Origin of the sequence: Paracoccus tibetensis, assembly GCF_900102505.1 — a bacterium.
Classification (GTDB): Bacteria; Pseudomonadota; Alphaproteobacteria; order Rhodobacterales; family Rhodobacteraceae; genus Paracoccus; species Paracoccus tibetensis.
Genome location: NZ_FMVT01000007.1, coordinates 1 through 23,268 on the forward strand (window position 1 = coordinate 1; position 23,268 = coordinate 23,268).

Below are 23,268 nucleotides of genomic sequence, written 5' to 3' on the forward strand. Positions count from 1 at the left end.
CCGATCAGACGTCCGCGCTTGTCATCGGACCCCCCTTTTTCACCCGCAGGCTCGAGGCTGTGCGATGCGCTTTCAGATACGTTGCGTCGATCATGACAACCTTCTCCTCGCCGCCTTCGGACGCCAGCCCCTCCATCATCCGGGCGAAGACCCCCATATCGCCCCACCGCTTCCAGCGATTGTAGAGGGTCTGGGGCGGGCCATATTCCCGAGGCGCATCGCACCACCTCAACCCATTGCGATTGATGAAGATTATTCCGCTCAGCACACGCCGGTCATCGACTCGCGGCTTGCCGTGGGACTTCGGGAAGAACGGCTTCAACCGCTCCATCTGCGCGTCGGTCAACCAGAAAAGATTGCTCATCATCACCCCCGTCAGTTCGGGAGCATGAATCACGCGGGCCGGACAGCCTCAAGCAAATCAATGGATCCTGACCCTAGGCACCGGGCCGCTCGCGCTGATCGCGGGAACGTATCCCCTTGTCGTGGCGATGCTTCTGCTGCCGGCGGGGCGAGCCGGCGACCGCTTCGGGCGGCGGCGTGTCTTTCTGACGGGCGGCATGCTCTTTCTTCTTGGGGCGCTGCTGTCAGCTCATGCGCCGGGGCCGGTGTTTCTGGCGGGGGCGCGGATGGTTCAGGCAATCGGCGCCGCGGCTCTGGCGCCTCAGGCGCTGGCGATGATCCCGCGCCTTTTCGCGCCCGCCGCTCAATCAGGCGCATTTGCACGGCTGGCAATGACCGGCTCCTTCGCCTCGGTTTGCGGCCCCCTGCTGGCGGGGGCTCTGCTGGTGGCCGCGCCGGAATGGCTCGGCTGGCGCGCGATCTTCGGAGCCGAGGCGGCGCTTGCGTTGACGGTGATGCTGCTGGCCGCACGGCATCTGACCCCGGACGAGCCGGCCAGTGGCGGTGGCAGCCGGCTATCCGAGATCGCCAGCTTCGCCGCCATCATCCTCTGCCTCGTGGCGCCCCTGTCGCTTGGCCCTGCCTTCGGCTGGCCCGCTCCCGTCTTCCTTATGCTGGCCGCGGCCTCGCCATGCGCGGCCCTGTTCGTCCGTCTGACCGTAAGGGCCGGACCTGCGGCCTTGATCCCGCCCTCCCTCCTGCGCAACCCGAGCTTCCGCTGGAGCCTCGTCTTCCTTCTTCTGGCCGTCTCGGCGCCGCCCGGCTTCTTCATGGTTCTGTCGCTCGCGCTGCAGAGCGAAGTGGGCCTTGGCCCGTTGCAGACGGGGTTGGTGACGGCAGGCTTTCCAGGTGGCGTCGTTGCCGGCTCCTGGGCGGCCGGGCGGCTGCCCCTGCAACCGCTGGCGCGGGCGGCGCTCGGGATCCTGCTGCTTTGCGCAAGCTTCCTGCTGATCCAGGGGGTCCTGCCTGGAATGACGCCGGCGCGCCTCTGGCCGCTGCGGGCGGGGATGCTGGCGGCGGGCGCGGCGATGGGGCTCACAATCACCTCGGTCATGCAGCTCGGCATGTCGAGCCTGCCGAAGTCGCTGGCCGGAGCGGGCGCCGGCGCCATCCAGACCATGCAGCAGGTCAGCATGGCCGCCTCCATCGCGCTAAGCTTCGCCGTTTACGGGCAGGCGCTGGAGACAAGGCCGGGGCTGGAGGCAGCCTCCATGATGATGTGGCTGCAGATCAGCGCGACCGGAGCCGCGGCGCTGCTGGCACTGGCCGTGTTGCACCAAACCAACCGTTCTCGTCGAAAGGCCGAAGCATGCTGACTGAATCAGAGCAAGACCCTGCCACCTTCTGGGAAGAGTTCTACCTCACCAAGCGCAGAACATCGAGCGGCCGCGCCACCGCTGCGCTTCAGCGGATCGCGGCCAAGTTGACGCCTGGCCGGGCGCTGGACCTCGGAGCCTCGCATGGCGACGACGTGATCTGGCTGGCCCAGCAGGGCTGGCTGGCGCGCGGCTGCGACATCTCCGAAACGGCCGTCGCCCGTGCCCGTGCGCGCGCGGCTGAAGTGGGTCTAGAACAGCAGGCGCAGTTCGAGCAATGCGATCTGTCGGCCGCCCTGCCCGAGGGGGCGTTCGACCTGATCACCGCGCTCTATCTCCAATCGCCCGTTGCCTTGGCGCGCGCCGCGATCCTCAGCCAAGCAGCTCGGCAACTGCGCCCGGGGGGTCATCTTCTAGTCCTCTCGCACGCGGCCCCGCCGCCGTGGAGCCCGAAAGCAACGCCATCGACGATCTTTCCCAGCTTGGCTGAAGAACTGGCCGTCATCGGTGCGCCCACGCCCGAGCTTGAGGCCATTCACGCCGAGATCGTCACGCGCCCCGGCCGAGGGCCGGACGGCGCCGAGGCGACGCTGGAGGACAACCTTGTGCTGGTTCGGATGCGCTTGACATAGCTGCTGCGCCTCACTCTCTTGCGCACCATGCAAATGTTACGTTATTACGCACTGACTCTAAAGGACGCTCGTTTTGGCATCACTTTCATCATACGTGGCCAGTTCCGCTGTCGCACTTCACGACCTGACTGCCGGCTATGGCAGCCATGCTGCGATCCACCACGTGACCGGGGAGTTCGCGCGGGGTTCGCTCACGGCGATCGTCGGGCCGAACGGGTCGGGCAAGTCGACGCTGCTCAAGACGATCGCCGGGCTGCTGGCGCCGATGGGCGGGCGGTGCAGCACGGGGCGTCAGGCGCTGGCCTATCTGGCGCAGATCTCGGAAATGGACCGGGGCTTTCCGGCACGGGTGCGGGATATTGTCGCGCTAGGCCTCTGGCAGCGGCGCGGCCTTCTGGGCCGGCACCGGGCCGAGGACCGGGCGCGGGTCACGGACGCCTTGGCGCAGGTCGGGCTGGAAGGGTTCGAGAGCCGTCCGCTGGACACCCTCTCGGGCGGGCAACTGCAGCGGACGTTGTTCGCGCGGGTGCTGGTGCAGGATGCGCCGCTGATCCTGCTGGACGAGCCGTTCAACGCCATCGACGACAAGACCATCCGCGACCTGACCGCCCTCATCGGGCGCTGGCATGCCGAGGGGCGCACCGTGCTGACCGTCGCCCATGATCTGGCGCTGGTGCGCGCGCATTTCCCGCATACGCTGCTTCTGGCCCGGGGCGCGGTGGCCTGGGGCCCGACCGCCGATGTCCTGAACGAAGCGAACATCGCCCGCGCCCGCAGCTTTCAGGAGGCCTGGGACGAGGCCGCCCCTTGGTGCGCACCGAACGGCGCCTGGCAGGCCGCGTGATGTGGGAATTGGCTGTCGCGCCCTTCGCCGAATTCGCCTTCATGCAGCGCGCGCTGGCTGGCGCCTTGATGCTGTCGCTCGCGGCCTGCCCTGTCGGGGTCTTCCTGATGCTGCGAAGGATGAGCCTGACGGGCGATGCCATGGCGCATGCGATTCTGCCGGGCGCGGCGGCGGGGTTCCTGATCTACGGGCTTGAGATCTGGCCCATGACGCTTGGCGGGCTGATTGCGGGCGCAGTGGTGGCCGTCGGCGCTGGCGCGGTCGCGCGGCTGACGGTCCAGCACGAGGACGCCTCTATGGCGGCCTTCTACCTCATCTCTCTGTCGGTGGGTGTGGTGATGGTGTCGCTGCGCGGCTCCAGCGTCGATCTGATGCATGTGCTCTTCGGCACCGTGCTGGCACTGGACGATGCTGCGCTGGTGTTGATCGGGCTGGTGCTGGCAGTGACCGCGCTTGCTTTCGGACTGCTGTGGCGGGCGCTGGTGGCGGAGTGCCTGGATCCGCTGTTCCTGCGCTCGGTCTCGAGGATGGGGACAGTGGTGCATTTCGGGTTCCTGGCGCTGGTCGTCCTGAACCTGGTGGCCGGGTTCCAGGCGCTTGGGACGCTGCTGGCCGTCGGGCTGATGATCCTGCCCGCCGCGGCCGCGCGCTTCTGGACGCAGGCGGTGCTGCCGATGGTCGTGCTGGCGGTGGCGATCGGCGCGGCGTCCTCGGCCCTGGGGCTGCTGCTCTCCTACCATTTCTCGCTGCCTTCGGGGCCGTCGATCACGCTGTCGGCGGGGGCGGTCTATCTCATGTCGGTGCTGATCGGGCCGCGCGGGCTGCTGCTGCCGCGCCTGCCGCGGCGCAATCACCGCACCGCCTGATCCACGGAAAGGAACACCCATGATTCTGCGCATCCTCCCGGCCCTTGCCCTGACCACTGCTGCCGCGCGCGCCGAGCCGCCGCAGGTCGTCGCGACCTTCTCGATCATCGGAGACATAGCGGCGCAGGTCGGCGGCGACCGGATCGCACTGGAGGTGCTGGTCGGCCCTGACGCCGACGCCCATGTCTACGAGCCGCGCCCGCGCGATGCGATGGCCGTGGCTCGCGCCGATGTGGTGCTGACCAACGGGCTGGGCTTCGAAGGCTTCGTCGACCGCCTGATCGCCGCCAGCGGCACGGATGCCGCCGTTGTGGCGCTGACCGACGGGGCCGAGGTGCTGGAGGACCCGGCAGGCGGGCACTACCACTATATCGGCGATCAGGCGATCTGGCATGCCGGCGCCCATGACCCCCATGCCTGGCAGGCCGTGCCGCATGCCCGCGCCTATGTGGCGACCATCGCAGATGCCTTCTGCGATGCCGATGCCGATGGCTGCGAGGCCTACCGCGCCAATGCCGCCGCCTACACGCAGGAGCTCGACATGCTGGATGCCGAGATCCGCGAGGCCGTGGACGCCCTGCCCGAAGACTGCCGCACCGTCGTCGTCGCCCACAACGCTTTTCGCTATTTCCAAGAAGAATACGGTATTGCCTTTCTGTCGCCGCAGGGCCTCAGCACGGAGTCCGAGGCCTCGGCCGCCGATGTGGCGGGCCTGATCCGCGAGATCCGCGACACGAACGCCCGCGCGATCTTCGCCGAGAACATCTCGGACACTCGGCTTCTGGACCGCATCGCGGCCGAGACAGGGCTGGAGCTGGCCGGCACGCTTTACTCCGACGCCCTGTCGGGGCCGGACGGTCCGGCCCCCACCTACCTGTCGATGATGCGCCACAACGCCGACACCATCACCTCGGCACTGGCCGCAGAGTGACCCCTTCCAACCAAAGGAGAACGACCATGTTCAGAACTTTCGCTGGCGCCGGCACGCTGGCCTTGATGGTGGCCGGCGCCGCCGTGGCGCAGGACAGCCAAGATCATGACCACGCCCATGAGGGCGACGTGACGCTCTATCGGCTGTTTGTCGGCGATCACGCCAGCGGGCAGGTCACAGCGATCGACCTGTCGGAGCCCGAGAACCGCTGGAGCTTTGAGACAACTGGCCAGACCAAGCTTTTCCCGGTTGCCGGCGGCGCGGTCGTGGCGGCCGTGCAGTCCGACGATGACGCCGTGCATTTCTTCTCCAGCGGCATCTCCTTCGAGGATCACGGCGATCACGCCGACATCTCGGTCACCGACCCCGAAGCCTTCGAGGCGTCCCTGACCGGCCCGCGCCCCTTCCACCTGGTCGATCACGACGGCAAGATCGTCATCAACTACGACCGCGGCGGCTATGCCGAGGTGCTGGACAGCGCCGCCCTGGCGCGCGGCGAGATCGATCCGCAGCGTTTCCCGCAATCCCGCGCCCATCACGGCTTTGTCGCGCCGATGGGCGCGAGCTGGCTCTCGACCGTCGCCTCGGACGAGGAAGTGACGGGTGACGCCTCCGTCCCTCGCCTCGGCCTGCAGGCCTTTGATGCCGAGGGCAACGCCACCGGCGATCTGGCCACCTGCACCGCGATCCATGGCGAGGCCTTCTCGGGCGCCTATCTGGTCGCCGGTTGCCGCGAGGGCGTGCTGACCGCGACGGCCTCGGGTGAACGTGTCGAATACGAGATGCTGGAATATCCCGCCGACCTGCCGCAGGACTTGACCACCGGCACGATCCTCGGCTCGAACGCGATCCAGATGTTCCTCGGCAATCACGGCCCCGACGGGCTGGTGGTGATCGATCCGGTCGACGAGCCGCATTTCACCCGCATCGCGCTGCCCTTCCGCCGCGTCGATTTCGCGCTGGACCCGGTCCAGCCCGCTAACGCCTTCGTGCTGACCGAGGACGGCAGCCTGCACCGCATCAACATGCTGTCCGCCGAGATCGAGCAGTCCGCCCGCGTGACCGAGCCTTATTCGATGGACGGCCACTGGAACGACGCCCGCCCGCGCATCGCCATGGCCGGGGACGAGGTCGTGGTGACCGATCCGAACGCGGGCCTGGTGAGGCGCATCAGCACGGAAGACTTGTCCGAGCTGGGCACGATCGAGGTCGAGGGCACCCCCTACAACATCGCCGTCGCCGGCGGCAGCGGCGTCATCCACTGATGCTCCGGCACCCGGCCTGTCACGGGCCGGGTGCGTTGCCCAATGCCGCGGCAATATCGGCGGCGCTGACGTTGGCGGCGGGACGGTGGATCACCATCACCCGCCGCATCAGGTCCATCCCGAGGATCGTGATCTGCGTTGCCGGCCCCTCGCAGGCTGGATCCTCGCAGGGGATTTCGGCCACGCTGACCAGCACCTGCGGCGCCAGCCCGGCCTCGGCCCGCACCAGCCGGCGCAGGCGCCCGAAATGCCACACGGCTGCAGCCTTGTCCCTGATCTGATCTGCAAGGCTCATGCCCACCTCCGGCCCTCAGCCAACCACCGAATGACAGGACCCGCAACATGGCAGACCGCATACCCGTCACCCTGCTGACCGGCTTTCTGGGCGCCGGCAAGACCACGCTCCTGAACCGACTGCTGCACGATCCCTCAGCCGGACGCATCGCCGTGATCGTCAACGAGTTCGGCGAGGCCGGGCTGGACCACGACCTGATCGAGAACGTCGCCGAGGATGTCGTGCTGATGGAGTCCGGCTGCATCTGCTGCACCATCCGCAACGACCTGTCGCGGACGCTGGCGGAGCTGCATGACCGGCTGGACGCGGAAACGCTGACCTTCGACCGGGTGGTGATCGAAACGACGGGCCTCGCCGATCCCGGCCCCATCCACCACACGCTGATGCTGGACGCCCGGATCGCCCGCAGCTTTCGGCTGGACGGAATTGTCACGGCGGTGGATGCCGCTCTTGGCGCCTCGACGCTGGACCGTCACGCCGAAGCGCAGGCGCAGGTCGCGATGGCCGACCGGATCGTGCTGACCAAATGCGACCTCGTCTCGCCGATGGACCGCGCAGCTCTGGAGCGTAGGCTGGACGCGTTGAACCCGCAGGCCGCCCGGCTGCAGGCGGACCGGGGGGCGCTGCCGCCGGGCTGCCTGTTCGACCTCTCGACCGGGCGCAGCAGCGGGAACGGCCTTGCCGCGCTGGAATGGGTGGGCGAGGTCGCCGACCCTCTGGCCGGGCTGTCCGGCTTCAAGGCACCGTCACCCGCGTCACCCGCGTCACCCGCGCCAGCTGCGCTTGCCGGCTTCCCCTCGACCGCACCGCACCACGCGCGCGAGAACAACATCGCCACCGCCTCGATCACGATCGACCGACCCATTCCCGCGCCGGTTTTCGACTTCTGGATGGACATGCTGCTCGGCACGCAGGGTCAGTCGATCCTGCGCCTGAAGGCCATCGTCCATATCGAGGACGCCCCCTGTCCCTTCGTGCTGCACGGCGTCCAGCACATGCTGGAGGCGCCGGTGCCGCTGAAGGACTGGCCTAAAGATGATCAGACAAGCCGCGTCGTCCTGATCGCCCGCGATCTCAGTGCCGAAGCGCTGGCCGGCACGCTGGAACTGCTGCGGTTGAGGCCGGGCGGGACCGGCCGTGAACCTGATCTCGAAGTCGAGGTGTCGCAGCAAGTCCCGGAACGGTGAGAGGGAATGACCGCTGCCCGCCAGCATCCACAGCCCGTGCTGACGGCCGATCAGCCGGTGGTCAAGGCCATCTCGGTCAGCGTGATCGAGCTGGTGCGGGGCCTGCCGCTGGTTGGCCTTCTCTTTGTCGCAGCCATCCTCTTGCCGTTGCTGCTGCCTGCGGGCTGGACCATCGACAAGCTGGGCCGCACGGTCGCGGCCCTGACCATCTTCGCCGCAGCCTATCTGGCCGAAGTCCTGCGCGGCGGGCTTCAGGGCCTCGGCCCCGGACAGGCGGAGGCGGCGCGGGCGCTCGGCATCCCCTACTGGAAGATGATCTGGAACATCATCCTGCCGCAGGCGATCCAGAAGGTCATTCCGCCGCTGACGAACACCGCCATCGTCATGGTCAAGAACACCTCGCTGGTGATGATCGTCGGCGTCTTCGACATGCTGGGCGCCGGCCGGGCGGCCGCGGGCGATCCGACCTGGCCCGCGCCCTTCACCGAAACCTACCTCTTTGTCGCGGCCATCTACTTCGCGATCTGCTTTTCCATCTCGATCTATGCCCGCTGGCTCGAGCGCGGCGTCAAGGCAAGGAGCCACGCATGACCGACGCGATCACCGTCACCGGCCTCAACAAATGGTATGGCACCTACCACGCCCTGCGTGACGTGGACCTGAGCGTGGCCACGGGAGAGCGCATCGTCATCTGCGGCCCTTCGGGGTCCGGCAAATCAACGCTGATCCGCTGCCTCAACCGGCTGGAGGAGCATCAGTCGGGCACCATCGAGGTCGGCGGCACGGTGCTGAACGACGACCTGAAGAACCTCGACGCGGTGCGCCGCGAGGTCGGCATGGTGTTCCAGCACTTCAACCTGTTCCCGCATCTGACGGTGCTCGAGAATTGCGCTTTGCCGCAGATCCTCGCCCGCCGAACGCCGCGCGCAAAGGCGGTCGAGCAGGCGCGGCACTACTTGGGCCGCGTGCGCATCCCCGAGCAAGCGGACAAGTATCCCGGACAGCTTTCCGGTGGACAGCAGCAGCGCGTCGCCATCGCCCGCGCCCTCTGCATGTCGCCCCGCATCATGCTGTTCGACGAGCCAACCAGCGCCCTCGACCCCGAGATGATCGGCGAGGTGCTGGACACGATGATCCAGCTTGCCGAGGACGGCATGACGATGGTGGTGGTGACCCACGAGATGGGCTTTGCGCGCCGCGTCGCGGACCGAGTCGTGTTCATGGCCGATGGCCAAATCGTCGAAACAGGCCCGCCTGACAGCTTCTTTAACCGCCCCACCAACCCCCGCACGCAAGAATTTCTCCGCCAGATCGTTCGCTAGGGTCAGGACCCATTGATCATCTGCTCGCGGCGTGATTCTGCCTCCGCAAGGAGACTGGATCATGAGCAACCTTTTCTGGCTTACAGAAGCGCAAATGGCGCGGCTGCGGCCCTTCTTTCCCAAGAGCCACGGCAAGCCTCGCGTCGATGATCTGCGGGTGCTGAGCGGCATAATCTTCATCAACCGCGATGGCTTGCGCTGGTGCGATGCGCCGAAGGATTATGGCCCGCCGAAGACCCTCTACAACCGTTGGAAGCGGTGGAGCGACAAGGGGGTCTTCGCTCGGATGATGGCTGGGCTGGCCGCCGAGGCCGCCGTCCCGAAGACGGTGATGATCGAGCGACCTATCTCAAGGCGCACCGCACGGCGACCAGCCTGCGGTCGAAAAAGGGGGGCTAGGCGACCAAAGGGGGCGTCTGATCGGCCGCACGAAGGGCGGCATGAACACCAAGTTGCATGCCATCACCGATGCCGATGACCGCCCGATCCGCTTCTTCATGACCGCAGGCCAGGTGAGCGACTACACCGGTGCGGCGGCCCTGCTGGGCAGCCTACCAAAGGCGGAATGGTTGCTCGCCGACCGCGGTTATGACGCTGATTGGTTCAGGGAAGTGTTGAAAGACAAGGGGATAAGGCCCTGCATTCCCGGCAGGAAGTCTCGCGGCAAGCCCATCAAGCACGACAAGCGCCGCTACAAACGCCGCAATAGGATCGAGATCATGTTCGGGCGTCTGAAGGATTGGCGACGGGTGGCAACGCGCTACGACAGGTGCCCGAAGGTCTTCCTCTCAGCCGTCGCACTCGCCGCTACCGTCATGTTCTGGCTATAATGAAAGAACGAGTCCTGACCCTAGAAGAAAGACAAGGAAAGCGTGGGCCAGGAACGACTCTAGCTGGAGCGAGGCTGCCCGACATGCACCACTGGCTGACTTCGGGTGGCACTCCACTTCAACCAGTTTAGGCCCGGTATGGGTGCGGAGTGCCGCGGGACGGCAGCACGCCCTTACAGTAGCAGCAATCGTCTGATCAACATAATGCAACCGTTTTGTCTATCTCTCCAACTACGCGCCCAATGCAATCGTCGGCTCTTTTCGTCAGCGTGAGCAAAGCTGCCCAAGGTTTATCACATACGCTAGAGCCGCGGGGCCCGTCGTCCGGCAGTGGCAGAACGCGCAGAAGCCGCCGCTGGCGGAGCAGAGGTCGCAGGGACTCTCTCACACGTATCCGGGTTCAATCGCCGCTCAGCAGCCGGTCTAGAGCAGTCGCGGAGGCTGCAAGTGCGACTCGGATTTCTGCCTCGGTCGGGGCCTCGGCGCGGCGGACGGGATCGCCGCGGCCGGGTCGGTGCAGGCGGATCGGATGCTCGACCGTCAGCGGCAGACCCTCCAGCACCGACCGATCAACCCGCTCGCCATAGCCGACAAAGCCCTCGCCGATCGGGCAGAAGGTCCAGTCCGCGCCTGTTACCGCCACGTCCTTAAGATGCAGGCGGCTGGCCTGCCCTCGTACGGCGGCAAGGTCGGCAGCCAGATCGATCCGGCCACCAGAATACGTGACGGCATTGCCGATGTCATAGTTGAACCGGACCCACGGGCTGCCAAAGGAGGCGACGAAGGACGCGCCCGCCGCGCCATCCGGCAGCAGTGCTTCGCTGCCATGCCCGGGGTTTTCAAGCGCAAGCACAATGCCCGCCGCCTCCAGTTCCGGCACGACCGTCTCCAGCGTGCGCAGAAGCCCGTCCAGGTTCCCCGACGCGGTGGCATTGGAAATGACCGTCCCCGCGCCCATAGCCGCCGCGAATGTCAGCCGCCGCAGCAGCCGGTCCGCGCCATCCGCCCGGCCCAGATCGGTATGGGCGGACATCGCGCGGATCGACAGCCCTTCGGCCGCGAACAGAGCAGCGACTGCGCGTCCGTTGGCAGCGCTGAACGTGGCTTCGTCGAAGGGGGTGTACCCATCGATATAGGCCGGCTCAACCTCGGTCGCACCGGCTTCTGCCAGAACCCGTGCGCCGCGCGCAAAGTCCATTCCGTCGATCACCGTTGTCGAAACCGCCGCTTGCATACAGACCCTTTCTGAAGGCTTGACATACATATACTCATCATACCATCATCTGAGCAAGTTGCAGAACCGGCCTGAGGAGAAAGACATGAAGCGCAGTGTGGCCGTCCTTGGCGCTGGCGGAAAGATGGGGTTCCGGGTGACCGGAAAACTGGTCGAGGCGGGGCATGACGTGCGCGCGGTCGAGATTGGCGCAGCGGGGATGGCCCGGTTGAATGATGCCGGGATTGCCGCAACTGACGCCGCCGCCGGACTGGCAGGGGCCGAGGTGGTGGTACTGGCCCTGCCCGACAACGTGATCGGCAGCGTGACCGCCGAGATCGCGCCGCATCTGGCCTCGGGCACGATGGTCCTGATCCTGGATGCTGCCGCGCCCTATGCAGACGTGCTGCCAAAGGACCGCCCTGACCTGACCTATTTCATCGGCCACCCGTGTCACCCGCCCTTGTTCAACGACGAAACCGAGATGGCGGCCCGACGCGATTACCATGGCGGCGTCGCCAAGCAGTCGATCGTCTGCGCGCTGATGCAGGGGCCAGAGGAGCACTACGCGCTTGGCGCGGAGATTTGCGTCGACATGTGGTCGCCTGTTACCAAGGTGCACCGCGTGACGACCGAGCAGCTGGCGATTCTGGAGCCCGGCCTGTCCGAGATGCTCGCCATGTGCATGATTGACGTGATGACCGAGGCCGTGGACGAATGCGAGACGCGCTACGGCATCCCGCGCGAGGCGGCGCATGATTTTCTCATCGGGCATCTGAATGTCGAGATCGCGATGTGGTTCGGCTACTCGCCCAAGGTGCCGTCCGATGCTGCGCTGAAGTTGCTCGAATTTGGCAAGTCCAAGATCATGAAGGACACCTGGCGCGAGGCGTTGTCGCCCCAGGTGGTGCGGCAGGCATCTGATCTTATCGTGCATGGCAAGATCTGATCCGGCTTCGGCAAGGGGAACAGCTGTTATCCGGGGGCAGCCTTCGCTCCGGCCTGACCATAGGGGACCCGCAATGCCCGATACAGCCAGGACCATCCTCGCCGCCCGGATGCCAGGGGCGTTGCTGTGACCGTTCGGGTGGCGCTGATCGGATGCGGCTTCTTCGCGCGCAACCATATGCTGGCTTGGCGCGACCTGCCGGGGGCAAAGGTGGTGGCGGTTTGTGATCTGGATTCCGGCAGGGCCGGCAATTTCGCTGCCGAGTTCGGAGCCGAGGCCTTCACCGATCCCGCTGTCATGCTGGCAGAGGTCCGGCCCGATGCGACGGATATCGTCACGACCGTGGCTTCGCACCGCAAGCTTGTGACGCTTGCGGTGCAACATTCAGGTGCAGTGATCTGCCAGAAGCCGTTTGCGGCTTCGCTGACCGACGGACAGGCGATGGTTTCGGCCTGCGCGGCGGCGGACGTGCCGCTGTTCGTGCACGAGAACTTCCGCTGGCAGGCTCCGTGGCGCGCGGTGCAGGCGCGGCTGGCGGCGGGCGTTGTCGGGACGCCTCGCTTCCTGCGCCTGTCCTTCCGCCATGCCTTCGACATCTACACCGCCCAGCCCTATCTGGCCGAGGAGCCCGACCTTGCCCTGATGGATGTGGGCCTGCATCTGTTCGACATGGCAAGTTGCCTGATGGGCGATGTGGTGCGGGTGTCTTGCGAGACGCAGCGCCTGAACCCGCGCGTGGCAGGGCAGGATGCGTTCCAGGCGCTGCTCCGCCACAGCTCTGGCGCGGTCAGCAGCGTCGAGTGCAGCTTTTTCGCCCAGCTGTCGCCCGATCCGTTTCCGCAGACACTGGGCCGGGTCGAGGGCGATGCCGGCACGCTGGAGGTGCTGGCCGGCTACCGCCTGCGCCAGCACGGTTCGGACGGTCCCGCCGATATCGATGTTGAGCCGGAACTGCCCATCTGGGGCGCGCGGCCCTGGCATCTGATCCAGGATTCGGTGTGCGCCTTCCAGACCCATGTGCTGGAGGTGCTGGCCGGCCGCGCGCAGCCGCAGCCATCGGGCGCCGACAACCTGCGCACGCTGGCGGTAACGCTGGCCGCGATCCGCGCGGCCAAGTCCGGCGCGACGCTCGTTCCAGAAGGCGCGGCGCCAGGCTGAGGCCTCCGCCACGTCTGCACGACCGGCCGGAGGAGCGGCCGCACTAACGGCGGGGAGCGATGCACTCCGCGCCTTGTCCATCAGCATTTCCAGGGAGGAACACATGAACCTGCTGACAAAATTCGCCGCTCTCGCCGTTGTTGCCGGAGGTGCCAGCCTTGGCGGGCAGGCACAGGCCGCGACGATCTGCTTCGCGTTCCAGGATCTCGAGACCGAGTTCTGGGTCGCCGGCCACAAGGCCATCACCACCACCTTGACCGAGGCCGGTCACCAGGTGATCGAGCGCAACGCCAACGAGGACGCCAACCGCCAGCTGGAACAGGTGCGCGACTGCGTGGCCCAAGGCGTGGACGGGATCATCATCATCCCGCAGGATGGCGACAGCGCAACAACCATCGTGCGCGAGGCGCAGGATGCCGACGTGCCGATCGCCGTCTTCAACCGCCCCCCCACCGACCTGTCGCGCGGCATCGTGGTGGTGGCCGACAATGCGACCATCGCCGAGGCCGCGACGGATTTCGTGGTCGAGCAGGCGCTGGAGAACGCGACCGAAGACCGGCAGCTGAATGCGCTGATCATCGTGGGCGATCTGGGCGATCCGAATGCGGTCGGCCGGCGCGACGGCTTCCGCGCGGCCATCGCCAAGCACGAGGACCGGTTCAACGTGATCGAGGTCGCCTCGAACTGGGACGCGGGCACGGCGCTGGCCAATCTCGAGGCCGCGGTCACCGCCAACCCGCAGATCGACCTGATGTTCACCTCGTCCGACTTCCTCTTCCCGACGATCCGCTCGGTTCTCGAGCCGCGCGGCATGTGGAAGACGGCCGGCGAGGAGGGCCACATCCCGCTGGCCGGTCTGGACGGCGACGCGACCGCCTGCCAGCTGATCAAGGACGGCTACGTCTCGGCGACCGGCGTGCAGGACCTGTATTTCGAGGCCGAGAGCGCGCTGACCGCGATCCTCGCCGCCATCGAGGCCGGCGACACAGCGCCCAACGAGGTGATCGAGGACCCGGGCTTCGCGCTGACCCAGGACAATCTGGCCGAGCGCGAAATGGACATGTGGGGCTGCGTCCTGCTGGCCGACGGGTTCCTGAACCGCTGACCCGCTATCGGGCGCCGCCGGTCGCTGCGCCGGCCGCGCCTATCGCTGGTCATGCACGAGGCGCGCGCCCGATCCGGGCCGTGGCGCCTTCGCCCGCCCTGTCAGATCCGGAACCCCGTGCCGATGATCCCTGCCGCCACTGCCCCACCCTCTGCCAGCCCCCCGCCCTTTACGCCACGGCGTGGCCTCGGCGCGCGGGCGGGCGACCTGATCCTGTCGGACTACTTCGTCCTCTACCTGTCGATTGCCTATGTGGCGGCGCTGGCGCCATTCCTGCCGACGCTGACGGCGCCAGGGAACATCGTCAACGTCATGTCCAACATGTGGCCGCTGCTGGTCGTGGCGATCGGGCAGACCTTCGTGCTGGCCATCGCCGGTATCGACCTGAGCCAAGGGTCGGTGGTCGCGCTCACCTCGGTCGTGGGCGCCATGCTGATCACGACGGCCGCCGACCCGGCCGTGCTGGCGAAAGCGCCAATCTGGGGGCTGGTCCTGACCGAGGGCGGCGGGCCCTTTGCGGGCCTCATGGGCGGCGTCGGGCTGGCGGTCATGGCCATGCTGCTTGTCGCGGCGCTTGTCGGGCTGCTGAATGGCACGACGGTGGCGGTGCTGAACATGCCCCCATTCATGGTCACGCTGGTGGGCCTGATCACGATCAGCGCGTTCGCCATCTGGCTGACCCAGTCCGAGAACATCGCCCGCCTGCCCGAAAGCTTCATCAAGCTGGGCAAGGGCGACATCGTCTCGGTCCATATCGGCGCCAAGGACAGCCCGCAGATCCCCCGGCGCGAGGTCTATTCCTTCGTCACCTACGCTATGGTCATCGCGGTGGGCGTGGCAGTGGCGGCGCATGTGCTGCTGAACCGCACGATCTTCGGCCGGTGGGTGCTGGCCATCGGCATGAACCGCCGCACGGCCGAAATCTCGGGCGTGCCCGTCCGCCGGGTCATCATCGCAGTCTACGTCATCTCGGCCATGTGCGCCGCAGTTGGCGCGATCCTCTATTCGGCACGACTGGAGGCGGGTCGCCCCACGCTCGGCGGCGGCACCTTCCTGCTGGACGTGATCGGCGCCGCGGTCATCGGCGGGACCAGTCTTTTCGGCGGCAAGGCCAAGATCATCTGGACCTTCTTCGGCGTGCTGTTCTTCGTGCTGCTGTCGAACACGCTGAACCTGATGAACCTGTCCTCGTTCCAGGTGGACATGGTCAAGGGTGCGGTGATCCTGGGCGCCGCGCTACTGGACGTGCTGCGCACCCGCCTGATGCAGGAGCGGCGGCGATGACCGACATCCTGACCCTCGAGGGGCTGACCAAGGACTGGTTTGGGGTGCCGGCCGTCTCGGACCTCACGCTGCGGGTGCGGCAGGGGGCGTGCCTCGGGCTGATCGGCCAGAACGGCGCAGGCAAGTCCACGCTGATGAACATGATCGGCGGCATCGTCGCGCCAACGGCGGGGCGGATGCTGTGGCGAGGCCAGCCCTACAGCCCGGCCTCGGCCGCCGACGCGGCTGCCGCCGGGATCGCCTTCATCCACCAAGAGCTGAACCTCTTCTCGAACCTCTCGGTGGCCGAGAACCTCTATATCGACGGCTTTCCGCGCCGCCTCGGCCTGATCGACTGGCGCCGCGTGCATGCCCGCACCCGCGAGATCCTGGCCCGGCTGTCGCTGGACGTGGACCCGCGCCTGTCGGTCGGCAACCTGTCTCCGGGAGAGCGGCAGCTGGTCGAGATCGCCAAGGCGCTGCACAACGAGGCGCAGCTGCTGATCTTCGACGAGCCGACGACCTCGCTCACCGCGCGCGAGACCGAGCGGCTGTTCGACACGATCGCCGCGCTGCGCGCCGAGGGGCGCACCATCGTCTACATCTCGCATATCCTGGGCGATGTGCGCCGGCTGTCGGACGATATCGCAGTGCTGCGCGACGGCCGGCTGGTTGACGAGGGGCCTGTGGACGCCTTCCCGGTGACGCGGATGATCCGCTCGATGATCGGGCGCGACCTTGGCGGCCTCTACCCGCCGCGCACAGCCGCCCCACGCCCCCGCCCGGTGCTGGAGGTGCGGGGCGTCACCCAGCCCGGCGTGGTCGAGGACGTGTCGCTGACGCTGCACGAGGGCGAGGTGCTGGGCCTCTTCGGTCTCATGGGCTCTGGCCGCAGCGAGTTGGCGCGAATCCTCTTCGGGCTCGATCCGCACCAAGGCGGGCAGATCTTGCTGGACGGCGCGCCGCTGCCGGCAGGGCCGCGGGGCCGGATCCGGGCCGGCATGGCCTTCGTGACCGAGAACCGCCGGGACGAGGGGCTGATGATGGAGGCCTCGATCGCCGACAACCTCTCGCTGGTCTCGCTGCGCGAGTTCGGCCGCCGCCCCGTCGGGCTGATCGACCCGCAGGCCCTGAGCGCGCGGACCGAGGCGGCGCGGACCGAGCTGGCCGTCAAGGCCGGCGACATCGCCGTGCAGCCGGTGAAGGCGCTGTCGGGCGGCAACCAGCAGAAGGTCGTGATCGGCAAGTGGCAGATGAGCGCGCCGCGGCTGTTCATCCTGGACGAGCCGACGCGCGGCGTGGACGTGGGCGCAAAATACGAGATCTACGCGCTGATCGACCGGCTGGCCGCCGCGGGCGGGGCCGTCCTGATGATCTCGTCCGAACTGGAGGAGCTGACGGGCACCGCCGACCGCATCCTGGTGATGAACCGGGGCGAGATCGTCGGCGGCCTCGACCGCGCGGCCTTTTCGGACGAGCGGATCCTGTCGATGGCTTTCCGGGAGGATGCCGCATGACCAGCCTTGCCGAACGCGCGCTGGACGCGGCCGTGCGCCATGCGACCTACCTGATCTTCGCGGCGGTGCTGCTGTGGTTCGGGTTGCAGTCGCCGGTCTTCCTGATGCCCGAGAGCCTGGCGAACATCGTCAAGCAATCCTCGTTCATCGGAATCGCGGCGATCGGGATGACCTTCGTGCTGCTGACGGGCGGCATCGACCTGTCGGTCGGCTCGGTCATGTTCCTCGCCGCGCTGATCGCGGGGATGGTGATGCGCGCGCTGGACCTGCCGGTGCCGGCCGGCATGGTCGTCGCCCTGCTGACCGGGGTGGTGCTGGGGCTGATCAACGCCTTCTTCATCGTGGTCCTTCGCGTCATTCCCTTCATCGTCACGCTGGCCACGCTGTTCCTGTTCCGCGGCTTCGGCATCTGGCTGACGAGCTCGACCCAGTTCGACTTCCCCCCCGCGATGCGGGCCTTCGGCCTCTCGTCGATCCTGGGCGTTCCGCTGCCTATCGTCGTCTTCGCGGCCTTCGCGCTAATGGCGCATGTCGTGCTGGCGCACACGACCTTTGGCCGGCAGGTCTACGCGTTCGGCAACGATCCCGAGGCCGCGCGCAAGTCCGGCGTCAAGATCGCGTGGGTGCAGGCCCGCGTCTACGTCATCTCGTCGGCCTGCGCGGCCGTTGCGGGCTTCGTGCTGATCGCGCAGATCGGTCGGCTGGACGCAGGCTTCGGCGAGGGGCGCGAGTTCGACGTCATCGCCGCCGCAGTGCTGGGCGGGGCCAGCCTGATGGGCGGCTCCGGCACCGCGCTCGGGGCCGTGATGGGCGCGACGCTGATCCAGACGGTGAAGATGGGTCTGGTCTTCACGGGGGTGAACCTTTACCTGCAGCCAATCCTGCAAGGTGCGATCATCTTCCTTGCGGTACTGGCCGACGGGCTTCGCAACACCAGGATGCGCAGCCGGCTGCGGCGGACGATCCGCACGGTCGAACCTGCATCAGGGCCTGCAGGCCGCAGGATTTGACTGCCGCCGGGTTCTGCCGGTAAAGGGCCGGGACGGCAGGGCGGGAGCGCCCTCGCCCCATGAGAGGAGACGCGACGGATGCTCAAGGGGACGCCGATCCAGAAGCGCAAGCTGGCCGACGATGTGCGCGAGCGGCTTCTTGCGATGATCGAGAACGGCGAGCTGCGCCCGGGCGACCTGCTTCCATCAGAGCGGGAGTTGATGGAGGGGCTGGGCGTCGGGCGTCCGGCGATCCGAGAGGCGATGCAGGCCCTCGAGCGCGCCGGCCTGATCCAGATCCGCCATGGCGAGCGGGCGCGGGTGGCCGAGCCGTCGATCGGCCGGATGGTCGATCAGATGATGGACCCGATGAAGCATCTGCTGGTCCACTCGTCAGCCAGTCTGGACAATCTGAAGGACGCGCGCCTGACCTTCGAGCTGGAGATGGCCCGCCGCGCCGCCGAGAAGCACCGCCCCGAGGACATTGCCGCCCTGACCGCTACGGTGGACGAGCAGGAGGCCGCGCGCGGCAATGCCGCGGCCTTCAGGCTGCTGGACGGCCGGTTTCACCGCGAGATCGCAAGGCTGAGCGGCAACCCGATCTGGCCCGCCCTCTCCGATGCGCTGTTCGCGTGGCTGAACGACTTCCACGTCGATCTGGTGTCGGTGCAGGGGAAGGAGCGGCTGACGATTGCCGAACACCGCGAGATCATCGGCACCATCGCCTCAGGCAGTCCCGACGCGGCCGCGACTGCCATGCGCAATCACCTGACCCGCGCGAATGAGCTTTATCGCAGGACGGAGACCGATCGCGGCTGAGCCTCCTCTTTCAGTCCACAGCGTTGACTCGATTAGGTCTACTGATATGATGAGCTGATAATCTTGGGGAGGACAACATGAAACTGATGAACCCTGCCGTTCTGGCGGCCGCGACTGCCATGGCGGCGTTTCTGTCCACGGCCGCCTCGGCCCAAACCGTGATCCGGGTGGGCCATGGCGCACAGGCCGGGCATCCGACGCATCTGGGCCTGCTGCGCCTGTCCGAGATCGTCGCCGAGCGCACGGACGGTGAGGTGCAGATCGAGGTCTTCGCCGACCGCCAGTTGGGCGAGGAGCGTGAGATGGTCGAGGGCTTGCAGCTGGGCACTGTCGACATGACCGTGGTCTCGACCGGCCCGCTGAACGCCTTTGTTCCTGAGATTGCCGTGCTGGACCTGCCCTTCCTGTTCCGCGATTCCCAACATGCCTATGGCGTGCTGGATGGTGAGGTCGGGCAGGAGATCCTGGCAAAGTTTGAAGGGGCGGGCATCCTCGGCCTGGGCTACTTCGAGAATGGCTGGCGGCACCTGACCACCAAGGGCGCGGTGGACGCGCGAGAGGATCTGCAGGGTGTCAAGCTGCGGACGATGCAGAACCCGGTTCACATGGCGGCGTTCGAGGCGATGGGTGCCTCGCCGGTGCCGATGGCCTGGGGCGAGGTGTTCACCAGCCTCGGTCAGGGGGTCATCGACGCGCAAGAGAACCCGATCACTGTCATCTACACCAATTCGTTGTGGGAGGTGCAGAGCCACGTGACCCTGACCGGCCATGTCTATGGCCCGCATGTGATCCTCGCCTCGCAGGTGGTGTGGGACGGACTGCCCGAGGACGCGCGCACCGCCATATCCGAGGCAATGCCCGAGGTGATCGCCTTCCAGCGGCAGGAAAGCCAGCGACTGGAGGCCGAGCAGATCGACTTGCTTCGGGACAAGGGCATGACCGTCAGCGACGTCGATCCCGCGCCTTTCCGTGAGGCGGCGCAGGCCGTCTACAGCCAGTTCTCGGACAGGTTCGACCCGTCGATGCTGGAACGGATCCAGGCGCAGTGATCCGTGCCGCTGACCCCGGTCCGCCAAGCCCCGTGACGGCGCTCTGCCCGGTTGCCGGAGCGGGCGGGTGACGGCCCCCGTGCGGGCCGTCCTGCGGCTTTGGTCTTGCGTCGAAGCCGTGGCAGAGGCCGCGATCGTGCTGCTCACCGTGGCCATGGTGGCGGCGGCGGCGGCGCAGATCGTCGCGCGCTACGCCTTCGCCGCCCCGCTGGCCTGGTCGGAGGAACTGTCGCGCTACCTGTTCGTCTGGCTGGCCTTCCTCGCAGCCTGGCTGGCCTGGCGGCGGCGCGAGCACATCTCGCTGGACATGCTGCCGGGCCGGGTCCGGCCCGCCACGGTCCGGCTTGCCGAGCTGCTGGTTCTGGCCTTCGCCGTGGTGGCAATGACCAAGGGGATGCGGCTGATGGGCTTGTCGGCCCGGCAACCCTCGGCGGCGCTCGGGCTGCCGATGGTCTGGGTCTATGCAGGTTTCTACGCCGGGATGGGGATGGTGGCCGGCGACATTCTGACCGGCTGGCTGCGCGCGTTCGACCGGCGCGGCTCCGGGACCGCGCCGCAGTCCGGACCGGGGGCGGCCACATGATCACCGCGCTGCTGCTGTCCTTCGTGCTGCTGCTGGTGCTCGGGATGCCGGTGTCATTTGCGCTTGCGATCGCCTCGGCACTGGCGCTTTACGCGGGCGGCGTGCCGCTGTCGCTGATCGTGCAGCGGATGACCGCGTCCATTGACAGCTTCGTGCTTCTGGCGGTGCCGTTCTTCCTGCTGGCAGGGCAGCTGATGGCGCGCAGCGGCATCTCGCGGGACATTGTCGGACTGTCGCAGTCGCTGCTGGGGCATTTCCGCGGCGGGGTCGGCCATGCCAATGTCGCAGCCAGCGTGCTGATGGGCGGGATGACGGGATCGGCCGTGGCCGACACCTCGTCGACCGGGATGGCGATGATCCCGCCGATGATCGAGCGCGGTTATCCCGCGCCCTTCACCGCGGCGATCACTGCGGCCTCGTCGATGATCTCGGTGGTCATCCCGCCTTCGGTGCCGATGATCATCTTCTGCGTCGTAACTGGGGTGTCCGTTTCCGAACTTTTCATGGCCGGGCTGGTGCCGGGAATTCTGATGGCGCTCGGCATGATGGCCGCGACCGCGCTCGTGGCGCGGCGGCAGGGCTTTCCGCGCGAGCCGCGGCAGAATGCTCGGGCTATCCTTCGTGCGCTGCGCAGCAGCCTGATCGCGCTGACGCTGCCGGTGGTCATCATCGGCTCGATCCGCTTCGGCGTTGCCACCCCGACCGAAGCCTCGGTGGTGGCGGTGATCTATGCCGCGCTTGTCGGGCGGTTCTGGTATGGCGCGCTGCCGTTCCGGGCGCTGCGGCCGCTGGCGCTGGAGGCGGCGGCAACGACGGGGGTGGTGATGCTGATGATCGCCGCTGCCTCGCTCTACGGCCTGATCCTGACGCGGGCGCAGGTGCCGCAGGCGGCCGCGGCGGCCATCGGGACGCTGACGCAGGATCCGACGCTGGTGCTGCTGCTTGTGCTGGTGATCTATGTGGTGGCGGGGGCGATCCTGGATCTGGGGGCAAACATCATCATTCTGGTGCCGGTGCTGTTCCCGACCGTCACCACGCTCGGCATCGACCCGGTGCAGTTCGGCGTCGTGACGGTGATGGGTCTGGCACTCGGGCTGGTGACCCCGCCGGTTGGGGCCTGCCTGTTCATCGCCTCGACCATTGCGAAGGTGCCGCTGATGGTCACGGCACGCGCCGCGATGCCGTTCCTGATTTCAACCCTCGCGCTAATCGTGGCGATCATTCTGGTTCCCGAGATCGCGACCTGGCTGCCCTATTCTATGCGGAGGTGAAGGGCTCAGCGCGCCCCGCCGCCGTCCCGGATCCAGCCAAAATAATCCTCGGACCCCATCTGCCCGCCCTTGAGCGCGATCTGCAACCCGTCATGCGCCCCCGGCCCGTGCGCCCGGCACAGCGACGCGCCGGGAATGGTGGGGGCAAGGGCCTCCAGAGCCTGCAGGCCAAGCTGGCGCATGCCGTGGCCCGAGGTGTCGCCGCCCGAGATCACCGCCCGTCGCAACCCGCTCTGGCGCAGCACGCTGTCGAGGATCCGGCCCAAGGCCTCGCCGATGCGCCGGTTCGCCGCCTCGGCCGACCATGTGCTGCCGGACAACGCCGCACGGAAGCGGCCGATGGCGGGATCGTCCAAGCTGGCGGAGGAATGGACCAGCGGACTGAGGCCCCGGCCTGCGGCTTCCACGGCGGCCGCAGCGGCCCGCGTCTCCTCTGCGGCAAGTGCCGCGTCGCTGCCGCAGGCCGCCGCCGCATCGAACGGCAGCAACGCGAAGCCATGGGCCCCGGCCCAGGCTAGCTGCCGCCCCGTCACCGGCGAGACGGAGCCGGAGACGGCGGCGATACGGTCCACCGTCCCCGCCGACGGGACGGGCGGCACGGCAGGCAGCAGCCCCGTCTCCTGCCAGTGGCGCACGAGGGCGTACTCCACCCCTTGACTGCCGAAGACGAGGCCCATCCGCGCCCGGTTCTGCCAGATCAGCCGACCTGCCACGGCATCGGTATCGGGGCCTATGGTGTCGACCGAAAGCACCCGTGCGCCCGCCGCGATCAAGGCCTCCATCCGCCCCTGCGCGTCACCCGCGAGCGCTTCAAGATCCAGAAGCGCGCCAGTCAGCCCCGTCTGCGCCGACAGGTGGCGCAGCAGATCGGACTCGGTCATCGGCGTCACCGGATGGTGCATCATCACCGGATGCCGGTCCAGCCGGAAGACGCCGTCCGGGCTGCCGGCGAAAAGGTGGCCGAACGCCTGATAGCGCCGCATCGCCGGCGCGGCGGTCAGCAGCGGCACGGCCGGCGCGGGCCGCACCGCAAGGGCAAGCTCCAGCGCGCGACCGATGCTGCCGGACGTCGGCGCCGAGTCGAAGGTGGAGCAGATCTTGTAGTGCAGCAGCGGCGCGCCGAGGCCGTCCAGCCAGCCCAGCAGCGGCGGCAGATGCGCGGTCATCCAAGCCGGATCATGGCTGCGTGCCGTCGTCGCAAGCCCGATGCCGCCGACACCGGCAAAGCGCGCCAGCAGCGCGGCATCTGGAATCTCGGTGAACAGGACCGATGGCACGCCCGCGAAGGCGAGCACCTCCATCACAGCGGACGATCCGGTGAAGTCGTCGCCCAGCCAGACCACCCGCAGTTGCGTTGCCGCGTCCTCCGATGACATCGCACCCCATCCTGTCTTGTATGCCACACATGGTCCGCTTAGTATGAGACTATACCAGTTGCGCCACAACACCCGACCCGAGAGGA

General features: G+C 67.5%; 22 protein-coding genes and 2 pseudogenes. 20 read left to right on the forward strand and 4 right to left on the reverse strand.

Annotated elements, in window-relative coordinates; all coding sequences use genetic code 11:
* Positions 1–364 (reverse strand): annotated as a pseudogene (locus BLP73_RS10795) (transposase); the annotation flags it as partial.
* Positions 365–461: 97 nt separating this feature from the next.
* On the opposite strand from BLP73_RS10795, the gene BLP73_RS10800 reads away from it, so the two are divergent.
* The 6 genes from BLP73_RS10800 to BLP73_RS10825 all read left to right on the forward strand — a co-directional run bounded on the left by BLP73_RS10800 (position 462) and on the right by BLP73_RS10825 (position 6,256).
* The gene (locus BLP73_RS10800) at positions 462–1,718 is read left to right on the forward strand and encodes an MFS transporter (protein ID WP_281179928.1); all 1,257 of its coding nucleotides are present in this window, start codon (positions 462–464) and stop codon (positions 1,716–1,718) included.
* A complete protein-coding gene (locus BLP73_RS10805; protein WP_090743962.1) occupies positions 1,712–2,350 on the forward strand; it encodes a class I SAM-dependent methyltransferase in 639 nt (212 codons plus the stop codon). Before BLP73_RS10800 ends, BLP73_RS10805 begins: the two co-directional genes overlap by 7 nt.
* A 94-nt stretch (positions 2,351–2,444) precedes the next feature.
* Positions 2,445–3,194: a zinc ABC transporter ATP-binding protein AztA gene (gene aztA, locus BLP73_RS10810; protein ID WP_090743965.1), complete on the forward strand. Its 750-nt coding sequence runs from the start codon at positions 2,445–2,447 to the stop codon at positions 3,192–3,194.
* Positions 3,194–4,060 carry a zinc ABC transporter permease AztB gene (gene aztB / locus BLP73_RS10815; protein ID WP_090744602.1) on the forward strand — a complete coding sequence of 289 codons (867 nt, stop codon included), beginning with the start codon at positions 3,194–3,196 and terminating at the stop codon, positions 4,058–4,060. The genes aztA and aztB overlap by 1 nt, the downstream gene beginning before the upstream one ends.
* A 19-nt stretch (positions 4,061–4,079) precedes the next feature.
* Positions 4,080–4,991: a zinc ABC transporter substrate-binding protein AztC gene (gene aztC / locus BLP73_RS10820; RefSeq protein ID WP_090743968.1), complete on the forward strand. Its 912-nt coding sequence runs from the start codon at positions 4,080–4,082 to the stop codon at positions 4,989–4,991.
* A gap of 26 nt (positions 4,992–5,017) precedes the next feature.
* Positions 5,018–6,256 carry a metallochaperone AztD gene (locus tag BLP73_RS10825; protein WP_090743970.1) on the forward strand — a complete coding sequence of 413 codons (1,239 nt, stop codon included), beginning with the start codon at positions 5,018–5,020 and terminating at the stop codon, positions 6,254–6,256.
* Between the two features lie 19 nt (positions 6,257–6,275).
* Here BLP73_RS10825 and BLP73_RS10830 read toward each other — a convergent pair whose 3' ends face one another.
* On the reverse strand, positions 6,276–6,551 hold the full coding sequence (locus tag BLP73_RS10830) for a hypothetical protein (RefSeq protein ID WP_090743974.1): 276 nt from the start codon (positions 6,549–6,551) through the stop codon (positions 6,276–6,278).
* Between the two features lie 47 nt (positions 6,552–6,598).
* Here BLP73_RS10830 and BLP73_RS10835 point away from each other — a divergent pair, with 47 nt between their 5' ends.
* The 4 genes and pseudogenes from BLP73_RS10835 to BLP73_RS10850 all read left to right on the forward strand — a co-directional run bounded on the left by BLP73_RS10835 (position 6,599) and on the right by BLP73_RS10850 (position 9,890).
* Entirely contained in the window at positions 6,599–7,738 is a 1,140-nt protein-coding gene (locus BLP73_RS10835; RefSeq protein ID WP_090743977.1) for a CobW family GTP-binding protein, read from the forward strand.
* A 6-nt stretch (positions 7,739–7,744) separates the two neighbouring features.
* Positions 7,745–8,329 (forward strand): amino acid ABC transporter permease, encoded by a 585-nt coding sequence (locus tag BLP73_RS10840; RefSeq protein ID WP_217630670.1) that lies wholly within the window; start codon positions 7,745–7,747, stop codon positions 8,327–8,329.
* Positions 8,326–9,060, forward strand: a complete 735-nt coding sequence (locus BLP73_RS10845; RefSeq protein ID WP_090743980.1) for an amino acid ABC transporter ATP-binding protein — start codon at positions 8,326–8,328, stop codon at positions 9,058–9,060. The genes BLP73_RS10840 and BLP73_RS10845 overlap by 4 nt, the downstream gene beginning before the upstream one ends.
* 61 nt (positions 9,061–9,121) lie before the next feature.
* Positions 9,122–9,890 (forward strand): annotated as a pseudogene (locus BLP73_RS10850) (IS5 family transposase).
* 400 nt (positions 9,891–10,290) lie between these two features.
* Here the strand turns inward: BLP73_RS10850 and BLP73_RS10855 are convergent.
* On the reverse strand, positions 10,291–11,154 hold the full coding sequence (locus BLP73_RS10855; RefSeq protein ID WP_090743983.1) for a sugar phosphate isomerase/epimerase family protein: 864 nt from the start codon (positions 11,152–11,154) through the stop codon (positions 10,291–10,293).
* 55 nt (positions 11,155–11,209) lie between these two features.
* On the opposite strand from BLP73_RS10855, the gene BLP73_RS10860 reads away from it, so the two are divergent.
* From BLP73_RS10860 to BLP73_RS10905, 10 genes are all read left to right on the forward strand, one after another.
* Complete coding sequence (locus BLP73_RS10860) at positions 11,210–12,052, forward strand: phosphogluconate dehydrogenase C-terminal domain-containing protein (protein WP_090743986.1); 843 nt, start codon at positions 11,210–11,212, stop codon at positions 12,050–12,052.
* A 126-nt stretch (positions 12,053–12,178) separates the two neighbouring features.
* Positions 12,179–13,210 carry a Gfo/Idh/MocA family protein gene (locus BLP73_RS10865; RefSeq protein ID WP_245686631.1) on the forward strand — a complete coding sequence of 344 codons (1,032 nt, stop codon included), beginning with the start codon at positions 12,179–12,181 and terminating at the stop codon, positions 13,208–13,210.
* A 103-nt stretch (positions 13,211–13,313) separates the two neighbouring features.
* Positions 13,314–14,315 carry a sugar ABC transporter substrate-binding protein gene (locus BLP73_RS10870; RefSeq protein WP_090743989.1) on the forward strand — a complete coding sequence of 334 codons (1,002 nt, stop codon included), beginning with the start codon at positions 13,314–13,316 and terminating at the stop codon, positions 14,313–14,315.
* A 123-nt stretch (positions 14,316–14,438) separates the two neighbouring features.
* Positions 14,439–15,599, forward strand: coding sequence for an ABC transporter permease (locus tag BLP73_RS10875; protein WP_245686645.1), 1,161 nt, complete (start codon positions 14,439–14,441; stop codon positions 15,597–15,599).
* Positions 15,596–17,095 carry a sugar ABC transporter ATP-binding protein gene (locus BLP73_RS10880; RefSeq protein ID WP_090743999.1) on the forward strand — a complete coding sequence of 500 codons (1,500 nt, stop codon included), beginning with the start codon at positions 15,596–15,598 and terminating at the stop codon, positions 17,093–17,095. The genes BLP73_RS10875 and BLP73_RS10880 overlap by 4 nt, the downstream gene beginning before the upstream one ends.
* Positions 17,092–18,105, forward strand: coding sequence for an ABC transporter permease (locus tag BLP73_RS10885; RefSeq protein WP_090744003.1), 1,014 nt, complete (start codon positions 17,092–17,094; stop codon positions 18,103–18,105). The genes BLP73_RS10880 and BLP73_RS10885 overlap by 4 nt, the downstream gene beginning before the upstream one ends.
* A 78-nt stretch (positions 18,106–18,183) precedes the next feature.
* Positions 18,184–18,903, forward strand: coding sequence for a transcriptional regulator NanR (gene nanR, locus BLP73_RS10890; RefSeq protein ID WP_090744006.1), 720 nt, complete (start codon positions 18,184–18,186; stop codon positions 18,901–18,903).
* Positions 18,904–18,980: 77 nt separating this feature from the next.
* Positions 18,981–19,952, forward strand: coding sequence for a TRAP transporter substrate-binding protein (locus tag BLP73_RS10895; protein ID WP_217630671.1), 972 nt, complete (start codon positions 18,981–18,983; stop codon positions 19,950–19,952).
* Positions 19,953–20,070: 118 nt separating this feature from the next.
* A complete protein-coding gene (locus BLP73_RS10900) occupies positions 20,071–20,535 on the forward strand; it encodes a TRAP transporter small permease (RefSeq protein ID WP_175453327.1) in 465 nt (154 codons plus the stop codon).
* The gene (locus tag BLP73_RS10905; RefSeq protein WP_090744012.1) at positions 20,532–21,806 is read left to right on the forward strand and encodes a TRAP transporter large permease; all 1,275 of its coding nucleotides are present in this window, start codon (positions 20,532–20,534) and stop codon (positions 21,804–21,806) included. Before BLP73_RS10900 ends, BLP73_RS10905 begins: the two co-directional genes overlap by 4 nt.
* A 5-nt stretch (positions 21,807–21,811) precedes the next feature.
* On the opposite strand, the gene BLP73_RS10910 is transcribed toward BLP73_RS10905, so the two are convergent.
* Positions 21,812–23,182, reverse strand: coding sequence for a four-carbon acid sugar kinase family protein (locus BLP73_RS10910; protein WP_090744015.1), 1,371 nt, complete (start codon positions 23,180–23,182; stop codon positions 21,812–21,814).
* Positions 23,183–23,268: the final 86 nt, after the last annotated feature.

What these genes read in the sequence shown, in the direction of transcription:
- BLP73_RS10835 (WP_090743977.1), top strand. Translation starts at nt 6,599, where the DNA reads ATGGCAGACCGCATACCCGTCACCCTGCTGACCGGCTTTCTGGGCGCC.
- BLP73_RS10895 (WP_217630671.1), top strand. Translation starts at nt 18,981, where the DNA reads ATGAAACTGATGAACCCTGCCGTTCTGGCGGCCGCGACTGCCATGGCG.
- BLP73_RS10825 (WP_090743970.1), top strand. Translation starts at nt 5,018, where the DNA reads ATGTTCAGAACTTTCGCTGGCGCCGGCACGCTGGCCTTGATGGTGGCC.
- BLP73_RS10880 (WP_090743999.1), top strand. Translation starts at nt 15,596, where the DNA reads ATGACCGACATCCTGACCCTCGAGGGGCTGACCAAGGACTGGTTTGGG.
- BLP73_RS10845 (WP_090743980.1), top strand. Translation starts at nt 8,326, where the DNA reads ATGACCGACGCGATCACCGTCACCGGCCTCAACAAATGGTATGGCACC.
- BLP73_RS10830 (WP_090743974.1), bottom strand. Translation starts at nt 6,551, where the DNA reads ATGAGCCTTGCAGATCAGATCAGGGACAAGGCTGCAGCCGTGTGGCAT.
- BLP73_RS10910 (WP_090744015.1), bottom strand. Translation starts at nt 23,182, where the DNA reads ATGTCATCGGAGGACGCGGCAACGCAACTGCGGGTGGTCTGGCTGGGC.
- BLP73_RS10805 (WP_090743962.1), top strand. Translation starts at nt 1,712, where the DNA reads ATGCTGACTGAATCAGAGCAAGACCCTGCCACCTTCTGGGAAGAGTTC.
- BLP73_RS10905 (WP_090744012.1), top strand. Translation starts at nt 20,532, where the DNA reads ATGATCACCGCGCTGCTGCTGTCCTTCGTGCTGCTGCTGGTGCTCGGG.
- BLP73_RS10885 (WP_090744003.1), top strand. Translation starts at nt 17,092, where the DNA reads ATGACCAGCCTTGCCGAACGCGCGCTGGACGCGGCCGTGCGCCATGCG.
- BLP73_RS10870 (WP_090743989.1), top strand. Translation starts at nt 13,314, where the DNA reads ATGAACCTGCTGACAAAATTCGCCGCTCTCGCCGTTGTTGCCGGAGGT.
- aztC (WP_090743968.1), top strand. Translation starts at nt 4,080, where the DNA reads ATGATTCTGCGCATCCTCCCGGCCCTTGCCCTGACCACTGCTGCCGCG.
- BLP73_RS10840 (WP_217630670.1), top strand. Translation starts at nt 7,745, where the DNA reads ATGACCGCTGCCCGCCAGCATCCACAGCCCGTGCTGACGGCCGATCAG.
- BLP73_RS10855 (WP_090743983.1), bottom strand. Translation starts at nt 11,154, where the DNA reads ATGTATGTCAAGCCTTCAGAAAGGGTCTGTATGCAAGCGGCGGTTTCG.
- BLP73_RS10860 (WP_090743986.1), top strand. Translation starts at nt 11,210, where the DNA reads ATGAAGCGCAGTGTGGCCGTCCTTGGCGCTGGCGGAAAGATGGGGTTC.
- BLP73_RS10875 (WP_245686645.1), top strand. Translation starts at nt 14,439, where the DNA reads ATGATCCCTGCCGCCACTGCCCCACCCTCTGCCAGCCCCCCGCCCTTT.
- aztB (WP_090744602.1), top strand. Translation starts at nt 3,194, where the DNA reads ATGTGGGAATTGGCTGTCGCGCCCTTCGCCGAATTCGCCTTCATGCAG.
- nanR (WP_090744006.1), top strand. Translation starts at nt 18,184, where the DNA reads ATGCTCAAGGGGACGCCGATCCAGAAGCGCAAGCTGGCCGACGATGTG.